Source organism: Herbiconiux sp. (assembly GCF_004297105.1).
Taxonomy (GTDB): domain Bacteria; phylum Actinomycetota; class Actinomycetes; order Actinomycetales; family Microbacteriaceae; genus Herbiconiux.
Genome location: NZ_SCVE01000006.1, coordinates 78,480 through 93,491, shown reverse-complemented (window position 1 = coordinate 93,491; position 15,012 = coordinate 78,480). Strand labels below are relative to the sequence as shown.

16 protein-coding genes are annotated in these 15,012 nt (G+C 66.8%); all 16 read left to right on the top strand.

The genetic code is table 11. From position 1 onward, the window contains the following. Positions 1 to 187 precede the first annotated feature (187 nt). The 16 genes from rho (at position 188) to EPO52_RS01880 (ending at position 15,007) form a co-directional block, all read left to right on the top strand. Positions 188 to 2,458 (top strand): transcription termination factor Rho, encoded by a 2,271-nt coding sequence (gene rho / locus EPO52_RS01955; RefSeq protein WP_290801163.1) that lies wholly within the window; start codon positions 188 to 190, stop codon positions 2,456 to 2,458. Further along, complete coding sequence (gene prfA, locus EPO52_RS01950) at positions 2,458 to 3,537, top strand: peptide chain release factor 1 (RefSeq protein ID WP_290801162.1); 1,080 nt, start codon at positions 2,458 to 2,460, stop codon at positions 3,535 to 3,537. The genes rho and prfA overlap by 1 nt, the downstream gene beginning before the upstream one ends. 49 nt (positions 3,538 to 3,586) lie before the next feature. Continuing rightward, on the top strand, positions 3,587 to 4,495 hold the full coding sequence (gene prmC, locus EPO52_RS01945; protein WP_290801161.1) for a peptide chain release factor N(5)-glutamine methyltransferase: 909 nt from the start codon (positions 3,587 to 3,589) through the stop codon (positions 4,493 to 4,495). Between the two features lie 79 nt (positions 4,496 to 4,574). Continuing rightward, complete coding sequence (locus EPO52_RS01940; protein ID WP_290801160.1) at positions 4,575 to 4,763, top strand: PLDc N-terminal domain-containing protein; 189 nt, start codon at positions 4,575 to 4,577, stop codon at positions 4,761 to 4,763. Positions 4,764 to 4,821: 58 nt separating this feature from the next. Next, a complete protein-coding gene (locus EPO52_RS01935) occupies positions 4,822 to 5,484 on the top strand; it encodes an L-threonylcarbamoyladenylate synthase (protein WP_290801159.1) in 663 nt (220 codons plus the stop codon). 4 nt (positions 5,485 to 5,488) lie between these two features. Next, positions 5,489 to 6,703, top strand: a complete 1,215-nt coding sequence (locus EPO52_RS01930) for an MraY family glycosyltransferase (protein ID WP_290801157.1) — start codon at positions 5,489 to 5,491, stop codon at positions 6,701 to 6,703. After that, on the top strand, positions 6,700 to 7,170 hold the full coding sequence (locus EPO52_RS01925) for a hypothetical protein (protein ID WP_290801153.1): 471 nt from the start codon (positions 6,700 to 6,702) through the stop codon (positions 7,168 to 7,170). Before EPO52_RS01930 ends, EPO52_RS01925 begins: the two co-directional genes overlap by 4 nt. A gap of 191 nt (positions 7,171 to 7,361) precedes the next feature. Then, a complete protein-coding gene (atpB, locus tag EPO52_RS01920; RefSeq protein ID WP_290801151.1) occupies positions 7,362 to 8,153 on the top strand; it encodes a F0F1 ATP synthase subunit A in 792 nt (263 codons plus the stop codon). Positions 8,154 to 8,200: 47 nt separating this feature from the next. After that, positions 8,201 to 8,437 carry an ATP synthase F0 subunit C gene (atpE, locus tag EPO52_RS01915; RefSeq protein WP_290801149.1) on the top strand — a complete coding sequence of 79 codons (237 nt, stop codon included), beginning with the start codon at positions 8,201 to 8,203 and terminating at the stop codon, positions 8,435 to 8,437. A 30-nt stretch (positions 8,438 to 8,467) separates the two neighbouring features. Continuing rightward, positions 8,468 to 9,022, top strand: a complete 555-nt coding sequence (locus EPO52_RS01910; RefSeq protein WP_290801146.1) for a F0F1 ATP synthase subunit B — start codon at positions 8,468 to 8,470, stop codon at positions 9,020 to 9,022. 3 nt (positions 9,023 to 9,025) lie between these two features. After that, positions 9,026 to 9,820: a F0F1 ATP synthase subunit delta gene (locus tag EPO52_RS01905; RefSeq protein WP_290801143.1), complete on the top strand. Its 795-nt coding sequence runs from the start codon at positions 9,026 to 9,028 to the stop codon at positions 9,818 to 9,820. Between the two features lie 54 nt (positions 9,821 to 9,874). Beyond that, positions 9,875 to 11,512: a F0F1 ATP synthase subunit alpha gene (atpA, locus tag EPO52_RS01900; protein WP_290801139.1), complete on the top strand. Its 1,638-nt coding sequence runs from the start codon at positions 9,875 to 9,877 to the stop codon at positions 11,510 to 11,512. A gap of 2 nt (positions 11,513 to 11,514) precedes the next feature. Next, positions 11,515 to 12,417, top strand: coding sequence for a F0F1 ATP synthase subunit gamma (locus EPO52_RS01895; protein ID WP_290801137.1), 903 nt, complete (start codon positions 11,515 to 11,517; stop codon positions 12,415 to 12,417). 24 nt (positions 12,418 to 12,441) lie between these two features. Continuing rightward, positions 12,442 to 13,902 carry a F0F1 ATP synthase subunit beta gene (atpD, locus tag EPO52_RS01890; RefSeq protein ID WP_290801135.1) on the top strand — a complete coding sequence of 487 codons (1,461 nt, stop codon included), beginning with the start codon at positions 12,442 to 12,444 and terminating at the stop codon, positions 13,900 to 13,902. Between the two features lie 2 nt (positions 13,903 to 13,904). Next, positions 13,905 to 14,171 (top strand): F0F1 ATP synthase subunit epsilon, encoded by a 267-nt coding sequence (locus tag EPO52_RS01885; RefSeq protein WP_290801132.1) that lies wholly within the window; start codon positions 13,905 to 13,907, stop codon positions 14,169 to 14,171. 83 nt (positions 14,172 to 14,254) lie between these two features. Next, positions 14,255 to 15,007 (top strand): peroxide stress protein YaaA, encoded by a 753-nt coding sequence (locus EPO52_RS01880; protein ID WP_290801130.1) that lies wholly within the window; start codon positions 14,255 to 14,257, stop codon positions 15,005 to 15,007. Positions 15,008 to 15,012 lie beyond the last annotated feature (5 nt).

Sequence of the window (15,012 nt, the reverse complement as noted above, 5' to 3'; positions counted from 1 at the left end):
CTGCTGTTATCAAAAAGCATAGGCCCCGCCCCGGCGCATTCCTCTAACTCATTTCCTGCCGCGTGCAGAGACGTACCCCGGCCATGCATCAGTCATTCGTTGATCTGGTGCATCCGAGTGCGTTCCCGTTCGCGGACAGTTCTCTGCCTGGCTTTTCGTAGCCGACAGGGGAAGGACACCCATCTCCGTGACTGACGTCAACACCCGCGCCGACCTTTCGACATTGAAGGTCTCCGAACTCCAGGCGATCGCCACCGGGCTCGGCATGGTCGGCGCCTCCAAGCTCCGCAAGGGCGACCTCGTCGAGGCCATCCGCCTGGTGCAGGACGGCGCGACCGAACTGCCCGAGGGTTCGCCCATCACCATCCAGCCCGTCGCCGATGCGACGACGCTCGACTTCGACTCCGTGATCGCACCGGAGGCTGCCGCGGCGACCTCCGACGAGGTCGCCCCCGCAGAGGCTCCGGCCGCTGCGGAGCCGGTCGAGCCCGCCGCCGAGGTGCTCGACGGCCCCATCATCCCCGACGAGCTCCTCCGTCAGGCGCCGGCCGCGGCCGCAGCGCCCAAGGAGCAGATCGTCATCGAGCTGCCCGAAGGCCCCGTCTCGCCCAAGCGCCGCACCTCGCGCCGCGTCACCTCGGTCGACGGCGGTCGTGCCATCGAGCGCCAGAACGCCGGCAGCACCGACAGTGCCGCCGCCACGTCGGGCGACGCCGAGCAGGGTCAGCGCACCGGATCGGGCCGAGGCCGTGGCGAGCGCGTCTCCGCCGCCGGCCACCTCAACCAGGCCGACGAGAGCATCGACACCCTGGTGCCCGCCGAGGCCGACACCAGCGCCAACGTCTCCGAGGAGTCGAACGACAGCGGCGAGGGCGAGCAGAACGAGCGCCCCGAGGGCGGTCGCGGCCGCAACCGCAACCGTCGTGGCCGGGGCAACAACGCCAACGGGAACGCCGCCAACCAGGACGGCCAGAACGGCAACCAGAACCAGGGCGGCCAGAACCAGGGCAACCAGAACGGCAACGGAAACGCCGGCCAGAACGGCGGCAACGGTGGCCAGAACAACGGCAACCGCAACCAGAACGCCGGTCAGCAGGCCTCTGCAGCCGACCGCACCGAGTCGAAGCAGGAGCAGGACGACCGCCAGAACGACCGCGGCGGTGCCGACCGAGCAGGGCTCGACGGCGACCGCAACGACCGTGGCGCCCGCAACCGCTACCGTGACCGCAAGCGCCGTGGCCAGACCGGCGGCGACGAGATCGAGCCCGAGATCTCCGAAGACGACGTGCTCATCCCGGTGGCCGGCATCCTCGACATCCTCGACAACTACGCCTTCGTGCGCACGAGCGGCTACCTCCCCGGCAACAGCGACGTCTACGTCTCGCTCGGCCAGGTGAAGAAGTACAACCTGCGCAAGGGCGACGCGGTGGTGGGCAGCATCCGCCAGCCGCGTGAGGGCGACTCGAACGGCCGCCAGAAGTACAACGCGATCGTGCGCATCGAGTCGATCAACGGCCTGCCCGTCGACGAGGCGCAGAACCGCGTCGAATTCGGCAAGCTCACGCCGCTGTACCCCCAGGAGCGCCTGCGCCTCGAGACCGAGCCGGGCAAGCTCACGCAGCGCATCATCGACCTGGTGGCTCCCATCGGCAAGGGCCAGCGCGGCCTCATCGTGGCGCCGCCGAAGGCCGGCAAGACCATCGTGCTGCAGCAGATCGCCAACGCCATCTCCACGAACAACCCCGAGGTGCACCTCATGGTGGTTCTGGTCGACGAGCGGCCCGAAGAGGTCACCGACATGCAGCGCACGGTGAAGGGCGAGGTCATCGCCTCCACCTTCGACCGCCCTGCCGAAGACCACACCACGGTCGCCGAACTCGCCATCGAGCGCGCCAAGCGCCTCGTGGAGCTCGGTCACGACGTGGTGGTGCTGCTCGACTCGATCACCCGCCTCGGCCGCGCCTACAACCTGGCGTCGCCCGCATCCGGTCGCATCCTCTCCGGTGGTGTCGACGCCTCGGCGCTCTACCCGCCGAAGCGCTTCTTCGGCGCCGCGCGCAACATCGAGAACGGCGGATCGCTCACGATCCTCGCCACCGCGCTCGTGGAGACCGGTTCGAAGATGGACGAGGTGATCTTCGAGGAGTTCAAGGGCACCGGCAACTCCGAGCTGCGTCTGTCGCGTCAGCTCGCCGACAAGCGCATCTTCCCGGCGGTCGACGTGAACGCGTCGAGCACCCGCCGTGAAGAACTGCTGATGGGCGCCGACGAGACCAAGATCACCTGGAAGCTGCGTCGTGCCCTCGCCGGTGTCGACCAGCAGCAGGCTCTGGAGATCGTGCTCAGCCGCCTGAAGGAGACCTCGTCGAACGTCGAGTTCCTCATGCAGGTGCAGAAGTCGATGCCGGCTCCCACCCAGAGCGGACACAACGGACACACCGGCCACAAGGCCGAGTGATGTTCGAGTCCGTCCAGACTCTGCTGGTCGAGCACGACGACCTCCAGCAGCAGTTGTCCGATCCCGAGCTCCACGGCGATCCGGCGCGCTCCAAGCGCGTCAACCGCCGGTATGCCGAGCTCAGCCGGATCGTGGCGGCGCACGCCGCGTGGCAGCAGAACGTCGACGACCTCGAAGCCGCTCGCGAGCTGGCTGCCGACGACGCGAGTTTCGCCGAGGAGGTGCCCGCCCTCGAGGCGAGCCTCGCCGAGGCGGAGGAGACCCTGCGGCGTCTGCTCATCCCACGCGACCCGGACGACGCGCGCGACGTGATCATGGAGATCAAGGGCGGCGAGGGCGGTGCCGAGAGCATGCTCTTCGTGGCCGATCTGCTCCGCATGTACCTGCACTACGCCGAGTCGAAGGGCTGGAAGACCGAGCTCCTCGAGCGCACCGAGAGCGACCTGGGCGGCTACAAAGACGTGCAGATCGCGGTCAAGGGCAAGTCGTCGGATCCTGCCGAGGGCGTCTGGGCGCATCTGAAGTACGAGGGCGGCGTGCACCGCGTGCAGCGCGTGCCGGCCACCGAGTCGCAGGGCCGCATCCACACCTCCGCCGCCGGCGTTCTCGTCTTCCCCGAGGTCGACGAGCCCGAAGAGGTCGAGATCAACCCCAACGACCTCAAGATCGACGTGTTCCGCTCATCAGGCCCCGGCGGCCAGTCGGTGAACACCACCGACTCCGCGGTTCGCATCACGCACCTGCCCACGGGCATCGTGGTGTCGATGCAGAACGAGAAGAGCCAGCTGCAGAACCGTGAGGCGGGCATGCGCGTGCTGCGCGCCCGCATCCTGGCCAAACAGCAGGAGGAGCTCGATGCCGAGGCGTCGGCTGCTCGTAAGAGCCAGATCCGTTCGGTCGACCGTTCGGAGCGCATCCGCACCTACAACTATCCCGAGAACCGCATCGCCGATCACCGTACCGGCTACAAGGCGTACAACCTCGACCAGGTGATGGACGGCGCGCTCGAGCCGATCATCCAGTCGGCCATCTCGGCCGACGAGGAGAGCCGCCTCGCCGCCGTCGGTACCGACTCCTAGCCGTATCCGCCGGCCGCCACCCACAGCCGGCGGGGAGAGCCCGAACACCATGTCATCATCCTCGAACGCCGCCACCCTCGCCGCCGACCGCCCCGTCACCGTGCGGTCGCTCTTCGAGCGGTCGGTGAGCATCCTGGCGTCGGCCGGCGTCACCGACCCCCAGGTCGACGCCGAACTGCTGATCGGTCACGTTCTCGGCGCCTCCCGGGGCCGGGTGCAGTCGCTCACGGTGACGGATGCGCCGATCGGCGTCGAAGACACGGTCGCCGTAATCGAGGCGGTCGAGCGCCGCGCCGCCCGCGAGCCGTTGCAGCACATCACCGGTCGCGCCTGGTTCCGGTCGCTCGAGCTCGCCGTGGGGCAGGGTGTCTTCGTGCCGCGGCCCGAGACCGAGTTCGTGGCGGGCCTCGGCATCGACGCGCTGCGTGCCGTCGTGCCGACTCCGGATGCGCGCCCCCGCGCCGTCGACCTCGGCACCGGCAGCGGCGCCATCGCGCTCGCCCTGGCCACCGAGGTGCCGCACGCCGAGGTCACGGCCGTCGAGAACTCCACCGCGGCCTTCGTGTGGGCGAAGGAGAATTTCCGCACGGTCGGCGCCGAGAACGCCCGACTCGTGTTCATCGACCTGGCCGACGCCCTGCCCGAGCTCGACGGATCGGTTGACGTCGTGGTCTCCAACCCCCCGTACATCCCGGCCGGCGCCATCCCGCGCGATCCCGAGGTGCGCCTCTTCGACCCCGAGCACGCGCTCTACGGCGGGGCCGACGGGTTCGACGTGGTGCGTCATGTCTCCGCGACGGCGCGTCGCCTGCTGCGCCCGGGCGGCACGCTCGTGGTCGAGCACGGCGATCTGCAGGGCCCGGGGATGCGCGAACTCCTCACGGCCGACGGCTGGCACGCCGTGGCCACCCACCGCGACCTCACGGGCCGCGATCGCGCCACCACCGCCATCCGCTGAGGCCCGCGGGAGGCGGACATCCGCCCGATATGCTCGGAGGGCTGCATCCTTCCACCACCCGAATCGCCCTGGAGGCATCATGGAACCGATCTCATTCACCTTCGGCGTCGTCGGCCTCATCATCTTCATCGTCACCGTCGTGTCGATCGTGCGGAACCCCAACCACGGGGGAGTGGGCAAGTTCGTCTGGATCCTCGTCGCATTCTTCCTCTCGATCATCGGCTCGATCCTCTGGCTGATCTTCGGGCGTGGGCGCGTCAACAAGTAGTCCGTTCACGGCCGGGCGGCAGGCTCGCACTGTCGAGCCCGGCTATCATGGGGTCGAGATGGCTGCCATTTACGACTGCTCTGCGCCGACGGAGCTTCTCACCGGAATGCGCCTCGCCCGGTCTGCGATCGGCCGGGGCGACTTGGTCGTCGTCCCTACCGACACGGTCTACGGCCTCGCGGCCGATGCGTTCTCGCCGCGTGCGGTGCAGCGCCTCCTCGATGCGAAGGGTCGCACGCGGCAGTCGCCTCCTCCCGTTCTCATCCCGTCGACGGCCACGCTCGAGGCATTGGCCACCGACATCCCCGATGCGGCCCGTTCCCTCGTGGAGGAATTCTGGCCGGGCGGACTCACGCTGATCCTGCAGGCCACCCCGTCGCTCGCCTGGGACCTCGGCGACACCGGCGGAACGGTCGCGCTCCGGATGCCCGCCGACGACCTGGCTCTCGAGCTCCTCGCCGACACCGGCCCCCTCGCCGTCTCCAGCGCCAACCTCACGGGCGAGCCCGCGGCCATGACCGCCGCGAACGCCGTGGCCATGCTGGGAGACAGCGTCTCGGTCTACCTCGACGGAGGTCCGCGCACCGGCGGGCTGGCCTCCACGATCGTCGACGCCACCGACCATTCGGGCCTCCTGCGCATCGTGCGACAGGGTGCCGTGAGTGCCGAGAGCCTGCGCGCGATCGTGGGCGACTCCCTCCACGCGGAATCCGGCGCCTAGCGCCATGCGGTTCTATCTCCTCGTCGCGGCCGTGTCGGCCGTGGTCACGTTCGTCCTCGCCTGGGTGATCTTCAAGCTCAGCCACCGCTACCGGCTCTACCCGAAGATCCGCGAACGCGACGTGCACACCCGACCCACGCCGCGTCTCGGCGGCATCGCGATGTTCATCGGCGTGGTGATCGCCATCCTGGTGGCCTCGCAGATCAGCTGGTTCGATCTGGTGTTCTCGGAGCCCGGCAAGCTCTGGGCCATCATGGGCGCCGCGCTCATCATCGTGCTGATCGGCGTGGCCGACGACATCTGGGACCTCGACTGGCTCACGAAGCTCGCCGGTCAGATCATCGCGGCATTCCTCCTCGCCTGGCAGGGCGTGCAGATCGTGTCGCTGCCGATCGGAGGCCTCACCATCGGATCGAGCGGCATGTCGCTCGTCATCACGATCCTCGCCGTGGTGCTCGTGATGAACGCCATCAACTTCATCGACGGCCTCGACGGCCTCGTGGCGGGCGTCGCGCTCATCGCCAACGGCGTGTTCTTCCTGTACAGCTACCTGCTCGCGCAAGACACCTCGCCCACCGACTACTTCAACCTCGCCTCGCTCATCACAGCCGTGCTGATCGGGGCGTGCGCGGGTTTCCTTCCGCTCAACTTCCACCCCGCGAAGCTCTTCATGGGCGACGCGGGCGCGCTGCTGGTCGGACTTCTCATGGCCACGAGCGCCATCGCGGTCACGGGCCAGGTGGATCCCGCTCAGCTCGGCCGTTCGCAGCTGTTCCCGGCGTTCCTGCCGATCCTGCTGCCCTTCGCCATCCTCATCATCCCGCTGCTCGACTTCGGCCTCGCCATCTTCCGCCGCCTGCGGGCGGGAAAGAGCCCGTTCAGTGCCGACCGCAAGCACCTGCACCACCGCCTGCTCGACATGGGGCACAGCCACCTCGGCGCGGTGCTGATCTTCTACGGCTGGACGGCCGTGTTCTCGGTCGGCTGCCTGCTGCTCTTCGTGCTGCAGCCCTACTGGCTGGCCTTCCCTTTCCTCGGCGTGGGCATCCTGGTCTGCGCCGCCATCACCCTCTTCCCCCTCACCCGCACCAAGCGGCGTGAGATCATGGCGCAGTCCGCGGATGCGGGCACCCTCGAGGCCCGGGTCACCGCCGTCGACGACCCGCTCGACGCTGCCGCCGAAGACGACCTCGACGACATCAAGGAGAACCAGACGTGACCGAGCCAGCGATCCGCGGCAATTACCCGAAGCCCTCGTCGAACCAGGTGTTCTCCACGATCCTCAAGTTCGACATCATCATCGCCGTCGTCATCGCCGTCGTGGGCGGCGTCATCGGCTACCTCGTCGCTGGGGGGAGCGGTCTCGCCAGCGCACTCATCGGCACCGCGATGGTGCTGGTGTTCGGTGGCATCACCGTGGTGAGCATCCTGGTGGCCAACCGGTACACCGCCTCGCCGATCTACCCCACGCTCTTCTTCGCGGTGGTGCTCGGCACCTGGATCCTCAAGTTCGTGCTCTTCATCGTGCTGATGCTCGTGCTGCGTGGCCAGCCGTGGACGAACGACATCGTGCTGTTCGTCAGCATCGTCGCTGCCATACTCGGCACGCTGACGGTCGACGTGATCGTGATCGCGCGTTCCCGGATGGCGTACGCCTCCGACGTGCAGCTCCCGAGCGGTGAGTGAGCCCCTCTCGATTAGTCAGGATGCCCTAAAAGTTGATAGGGTTGACACGATCGTTCCGCCGTCCTGACGCGCTTCTCGCGCTGTGAGACAGCAAAAACCCCACCGTTCGTCGTCGCGAGAGCTTTGACCAGTTCCACGCCCCGAAACAGGAGATAGCGCTGATAGCTAACGCTGTGAACCTGCTAGCCCCAATGGCAACCTCCGATGATGGTGGTTTCCACGGTCCGTCGATTGATGAGTTCTTCCCGGACGCAATCTTCTTCGCTGGCACGCCGTTCGAAATCAACCGGATCATCCTCATCCGCTTCATCGCGATGCTGGCGATCGTGCTCATCTTCTGGATCGGCACCCGCCGCATGCGCATGGTGCCGGGTCGCTTCCAGAGCGTCGTCGAGATGGGGCTCGACTTCACTCGGGTCAACATCGCCGAAGACCTCCTGGGCAAGAAAGACGGTCGCCGGTTCCTGCCGCTGATCACCACAGTCTTCTTCGTGGTGCTCTTCGCGAACCTCACGGGAATCATCCCGTTCATGAACATCTCGTCGAACGCCATCATCGGCATGCCGCTGGTGCTCGCGGTGGTCGCGTGGCTCGCGTTCATGTACGCCGGCATCAAGAAGCATCCGGGAGCGTTCTTCAAGAACGCGCTGTTCCCGCCCGGAGTGCCCAAGGCGCTCTACATCATCGTGACGCCGATCGAGTTCGTCTCCACTTTCGTGCTTCGGCCCATCACGCTGACACTGCGACTCCTGATGAACATGCTCGTGGGCCACCTCCTGCTCGTGCTGTTCTTCTCGGCCACGCAGTTCTTCTTCTTCACCGCTACTCAGACCAGCATCTTCTACGGTCTTTTCGGAGTCGGCACACTGGCGTTCGGCTTCGTGTTCACGCTCTTCGAGGTCCTCGTGGCCGTGCTGCAGGCCTACGTCTTCGCACTCCTCACCACGGTCTACATCCAGCTCGCGCTGGCTGACGAACACTAAACGGCGCCAGGCACCCGCCTGCTCCACCATCACGAAAGGGAACAACAATGGCAGACACAGCCATCCTCGCCGAGGTCACCGGTAGCATCGCCACGGTCGGATACGGCCTCGCCGCAATCGGTCCGGCCATCGGCGTGGGCATCGTCGTCGGCAAGACCATCGAGGGCGTCGCCCGTCAGCCCGAGCTGGCCGGCCGTCTTCAGGTCCTCATGTACATCGGTATCGCGTTCACCGAGGCGCTCGCGTTCATCGGTATCGCCACCGGCTTCATCTTCGGCTACTAAACCCTCTTTCACACTAAGGAAGGAGGCGTCATGCTTCAGTCGATAGTCATCGCGGCAACCGAGGGCGAGTCGCGCAACCCGCTGCTCCCCGAGTCGTACGACATCATCTGGTCGGCAGTCTGCTTCGTCGTCATCCTGTTCTTCTTCTGGAGGCTCGTCCTCCCGCGCATGAAGAAGATGCTCGACGAGCGGTCCGCCGCCATCGAGGGCAACATCGAGAAGGCGGATGTCGCGCAGCGCGAAGCCGAGGCTGCTCTCGAGCAGTACACGGCCCAGCTCGCCGAGGCTCGCGCCGAGGCCGCGAAGATCCGCGAGCAGGCTCGCGTCGATGCCCAGCGCATCGGCTCCGAGATCCAGGCTCAGGCTCAGACCGACGCCGAGCGCACCAAGGCCAACGCCCAGGTCGCGATCGAGGCGGAGCGCCAGTCGGCGCTCGTGTCGCTGCGGTCCGAAGTCGGTTCGCTCGCCATCGACCTCGCCTCCGGCGTGGTGGGCGAGTCGCTCTCCGACGACCAGAAGGCCACGGCCCTCGTCGACCGGTTCCTGGCCGATCTCGAGGCGTCCGACACGGCAGGAAAGAAGTAACACATGGGAAGCGCGACCAGAGTTGCCCTCGGATCCGCCAAGGCTCGCCTGACGAGCCTCGGATCCCAGGTCGATCTGGCCACGGGAGAAGAGCTCTTCGCCGCTGGTCGGATCATCGGTGATTCGTCACACCTGCTCGGAGCCCTCTCCGATCCCGGAGCCGACGACGCCGCGAAGGTGGCGCTCGTGAAGGCCCTCTTCGGGCCGGCCTACAGCCCCACCACGGTGGAGCTGCTGACCGGCATCGCCGAGAGCCGCTGGTCGAGCCACTCCGACCTGCTCGCAGGCATCGAGGAGATCGGCATCCGTGCTTCCGCCGGTTCCGCCGGTTCCACCACGGTGGCGGCCGAGCTGTTCGAGTTCGCACGGGCGGTCACCACCGATGCCGACCTCGAGCTCGCGCTCGGGTCGAAGCTCGGTTCGGTCGACCAGAAGCGCGCCCTCGTCGAGCGACTGCTCGGCGGGCGTGCCGATGCGGCCACCGTCGCCATCGTGCGTCAGCTCGTCACGCAGCCCCGCGGTCGCCGCATCGGAGAGCTGCTGCGCTATGCGTCGTCGATCGTCGCCGACCAGGCCGGCGCATCCGTCGCCACGGTCAGCACCGCGGTCGCCCTGGGCGCTGCCCAGCGCGAGCGCATCGAGAAGGCGCTCACGTCGCGGTACGGCAAGCCGATCCAGGTCAACCAGGTCATCGACCCGGCACTGGTCGGGGGAGTGCGCATCCAGATCGGTGACGACGTCATCGATGGAAGCGTCGCGACGCGCATCAATGAATTGAGACTTCAGCTCGCTGGCTAATCGGCGTGCACGAGAACACACTGGGGCTAGTACCCCACCAGAAAAGGGAAAACGATGGCTGAACTTACGATCCGCCCGGATGAGATCCGCGATGCCCTCAAGGACTTCGTCGCGGCCTACGACCCCACCAAGGCCGCGACCACCGAGGTCGGCTACGTGATCGACGCCGCTGACGGCATCGCCCATGTCGAGGGCCTCCCGGGTGTCATGGCGAACGAGCTGATCCGCTTCGCGGACGGCACGCTGGGTCTCGCGCAGAACCTCGACGAAGACGAGATCGGCGTGATCGTGCTCGGTGAGTTCACCGGCATCGAAGAGGGCCAGGAAGTCACCCGCACCGGCGAGGTGCTCTCGGTTCCGGTGGGCGACGCCTACCTCGGCCGCGTGGTCGACCCGCTCGGCAACCCGATCGACGGTCTCGGCGAGATCGCCGCGGAGGCCCGTCGCGAGCTCGAGCTCCAGGCGCCCGGCGTCATGGCGCGTAAGAGCGTGCACGAGCCCATGCAGACCGGCATCAAGGCCATCGACGCCATGATCCCGATCGGTCGCGGCCAGCGTCAGCTCATCATCGGCGACCGCCAGACCGGTAAGACGGCCATCGCGATCGACACGATCATCAACCAGAAGGCCAACTGGGAGTCGGGCGACGAGAACAAGCAGGTTCGCTGCATCTACGTCGCGATCGGCCAGAAGGGTTCCACCATCGCCTCGGTGAAGGGTGCCCTCGAAGACGCCGGCGCGATGGAGTACACCACCATCGTGGCGTCGCCCGCATCCGACCCCGCCGGCTTCAAGTACCTCGCCCCTTACACCGGTTCGGCCATCGGCCAGCACTGGATGTACGGCGGCAAGCACGTGCTCATCATCTTCGACGACCTGTCGAAGCAGGCCGAGGCCTACCGTGCCGTCTCGCTGCTCCTCCGTCGTCCGCCGGGACGCGAGGCGTACCCCGGCGACGTGTTCTACTTGCACTCCCGTCTGCTCGAGCGTTGCGCCAAGCTCTCCGACGAGCTCGGCGCTGGCTCGATGACCGGCCTGCCGATCATCGAGACCAAGGCGAACGACGTCTCGGCCTACATCCCCACGAACGTGATCTCGATCACCGACGGCCAGATCTTCCTGCAGTCCGACCTCTTCAACGCCAACCAGCGTCCCGCGGTCGACGTGGGTATCTCGGTCTCCCGCGTCGGCGGCGACGCGCAGGTGAAGTCGATCAAGTCGGTCTCCGGAACGCTCAAGCTCGAATTGGCCCAGTACCGCTCGCTCGAGGCCTTCGCGATGTTCGCCTCCGACCTGGATGCGGCCTCCCGCCGTCAGCTCGCTCGTGGCGCCCGTCTCACCGAGCTCCTCAAGCAGCCGCAGTACTCGCCGTTCCCCGTCGAGCAGCAGGTCGTCTCGATCTGGGCCGGCACGAAGGGCAAGCTCGACGAGGTGCCGGTCGAAGACATCCTGCGCTTCGAGGCGGAGCTGCTCGAGTACGTCGGCCGAACCACCGAGATCCTCACCACCCTGCGCGAGACCAACAAGCTCGACGATGACACCATCGCCGCGCTCGACAAGGCGGTCGACGACTTCAAGCTCGAGTTCCAGACGGGCGAGGGCAAGCCGCTCGCCTCGGTGGGCAAGGAGCAGTTCGACGCCACCGCCAAGGAAGACGTCGGCCAGGAGAAGATCGTCAAGGGTCGCCGCTGACCATGGGTGCTCAACTACGGGGCTACCGGTCGAAGATCAAGTCGGCCCAGACGACCAAGAAGATCACGAGGGCCATGGAGTTGATCTCCGCCTCGCGCATCCAGAAGGCCCAGCAGAGGGTCGCCGCTTCGGCGCCCTACTCGAAGGCCATCACGCGCGCGGTCTCGGCCGTGGCGACGTACTCCAACGTCGACCACCCGCTCACCAGCGAGCGTGAGAAGCTCGACACCGCGGCCATCGTCATCTTCACCTCCGACCGCGGTCTCGCGGGCGCCTTCTCGTCGTCGATCCTCAAGGAAGCGGAGCAGCTCGCCGAGTTGCTGCGCAGCGAAGGCAAGAAGGTCGTCTACTACCTCGTGGGCCGTAAGGCCGTCGGCTACTTCAGCTTCCGCAAGCGCGACAGCGTGAAGGCCTGGACGGGTTCGACCGACCAGCCGGTGTTCGAAACCGCGAAGGAGATCGGCGACGCGGTCGTCGAGGCCTACAACCTGGATGACCAGGAGGGCGGCGTCGACGAGATCCACCTCGTGTACAACCGCTTCGTGAGCATGGTGTCGCAGGTTCCCGAGGTCGTTCGTCTGCTTCCGCTGGAGATCGTCGAGGGCGATGCTCCCGAGGCGTCGTCGAGCGATGTCTACCCGCTGTACGAGTTCGAGCCCGACGCCGAGACCGTTCTCGATGCGCTCCTCCCGATCTACGTCGAGAGCCGCATCTGGAACGCGATGCTGCAGTCGGCCGCGGCCGAGCACGCCGCACGCCAAAAGGCCATGAAGTCGGCCAGCGACAACGCCGACAACCTGATCCGTGACTACACGCGCCTCGCGAACAACGCGCGTCAGAGCGAGATCACGCAGCAGATTTCCGAGATCGTGGGTGGGGCCGACGCACTGGCCTCCGCCAAGTAGTTACCAAAGAAGAGAGATAGCACAATGACTGACACTGCTACCGCGCCAGTCCAGGCGGAGACGCCCAGCGGCGTCGGCCGGGTTGCGCGCGTCACCGGCCCCGTGGTCGACATCGAGTTCCCGCACGACTCGATCCCGGAGGTCTACAACGCGCTGAAGACCACGATCGCCTTCGGTGGTCGCGAGACGGTCATCACCCTCGAGGTCGCCCAGCACCTCGGCGACGACCTCGTGCGCGCCATCGCCCTGAACCCGACCGACGGCCTCGTGCGCGGCCAGATCGTCACCGACACCGGCGCCGCCATCTCGGTTCCCGTCGGCGACGTCACCAAGGGCAAGGTCTTCAACGTCATCGGCGAGGTGCTCAACGCCGAGCCCGGCGAGACCATCGAGATCACCGAGCGGTGGCCCATCCACCGCCGGCCCCCGGCGTTCGACCAGCTCGAGTCGAAGACCAACCTCTTCGAGACCGGCATCAAGTCGATCGACCTCCTCACCCCGTACGTGCAGGGTGGAAAGATCGGCCTCTTCGGTGGTGCGGGCGTCGGCAAGACGGTGCTCATCCAGGAGATGATCCAGCGTGTGGCTCAGGACCACGGTGGTGTGTCGGTGTTCGCCGGTGTCGGCGAGCGCACCCGTGAGGGCAACGACCTCATCCACGAGATGGAGGAGGCGGGCGTGTTCGACAAGACCGCCCTCGTCTTCGGCCAGATGGACGAGCCCCCGGGAACGCGTCTCCGCGTCGCCCTTTCGGCGCTGACCATGGCGGAGTACTTCCGCGATGTGCAGAACCAGGACGTGCTGCTCTTCATCGACAACATCTTCCGCTTCACCCAGGCGGGTTCCGAGGTGTCGACCCTTCTCGGCCGTATGCCGTCGGCCGTGGGCTACCAGCCGAACCTCGCCGACGAGATGGGCGTTCTGCAGGAGCGCATCACCTCGACGCGTGGTCACTCGATCACCTCGCTGCAGGCGATCTACGTGCCCGCCGACGACTACACCGACCCCGCACCGGCCACCACCTTCGCGCACCTGGATGCCACCACCGAGCTGTCGCGTGAGATCGCGTCGAAGGGCCTCTACCCGGCCATCGACCCGCTCACCTCCACCTCGCGCATCATGGACCCGCGTTACTTGGGTGCTGACCACTACCGCGTGGCCACGAATGTCAAGCAGATCCTCCAGAAGAACAAGGAACTGCAGGAGATCATCGCCATCCTCGGTGTCGACGAGCTCTCCGAGGAAGACAAGATCACCGTGTCGCGCGCGCGTCGTATCCAGCAGTTCCTCTCGCAGAACACCTACATGGCGAAGAAGTTCACCGGTGTCGAGGGTTCGACGGTTCCGCTGAAGGACACGATCGAGTCGTTCGACGCGATCACCAAGGGCGAGTTCGACAACGTGGCCGAGCAGGCCTTCTTCAACGTCGGTGGCATCAACGACGTCGAAGAGAAGTGGGCTCAGATCCAGAAGGAGAACGGCTGATCATGGCGAATCCTCTCTCGGTCAGCGTCGTCTCGGCAGATCACCAGATCTGGGCGGGCGAAGCGTCGATGGTGGTCGCCAAGACGGTCGAGGGTGAGATCGGCATCCTGGCCGGTCACGAGCCCCTGCTCGCGATCCTCGCCGCCGGCGAGGTGCGCGTGAACACCACGAGCGGTGAGCGCCTGATCGCGCGCGCCGACGACGGGTTCCTCTCGGTTGAGAACGACACCGTCACCATCGTGGCCCGTGACGCCGAGCTGATCTCCTAAGCAGTCTCTGAACGCCGCATCCGCTCCTCGGGGCAGGGTGCGGCGTTCTTCTTTTGCCTCGTGTCCATCGGAAAGGAGTTCGGGTGCTGATCCTGTTGCCTCCTTCGGAGACGAAGCGCGAGGGTGGGGACGGTGCTCCGCTCGAATACGCCGCGCTCGCGTACCCGAAGCTGACGTCCACCCGACGTGCCCTCGTGCGGCGCGTCTCGTCTCTCGCGCGTACGCCCGACGAGATGATGCGGCGGTTCAAGCTCGGGCCGAAGCTCGCGTTCGAGGTGGAGCGCAACCGGCAGCTCACGAAGGCTCCCACCATGCCCGCCATCGACCGGTACACGGGGGTGCTCTACGAAGCTCTGGATGCGCCGTCTCTGCCCGCTGCCGCCCGGGCGTTCGCGCTCGAACACGTGCGCATCCACTCCGCCCTGTTCGGGCTGCTCGGTGCGGGCGACGCGATCCCGGCGTACCGTCTGTCGCACGACTCGCGCCTCGACGCGCCCGGAGTGAAGGCCACCTGGTCGGACGTGGTGTCGAAACAGATCGCCGCGCACGCGGGGGAGCTGATCCTCGACCTGCGTTCCGAGGCATACGTGCACCTGGGCCCGGTGCCCTCGGTCGCGACGGCGAACGGTTTCTTCGTGCGGGTCGTGACAGCGGGCCCGGATGGCGCGATGCGCGCGCTCAACCACTTCAACAAGAAGGGCAAGGGCGAGCTCGTGCGCGCGCTCGTGGAGAACGGGGTGGACTTCGCCACGGTCGACGCGCTGATCGCCTGGGGTGCCGGTGCCGGCATCCGCCTGTCGCTGTCTGCAGACGGGGAGCTCCTGCTCGAGGTGTGAGCGGC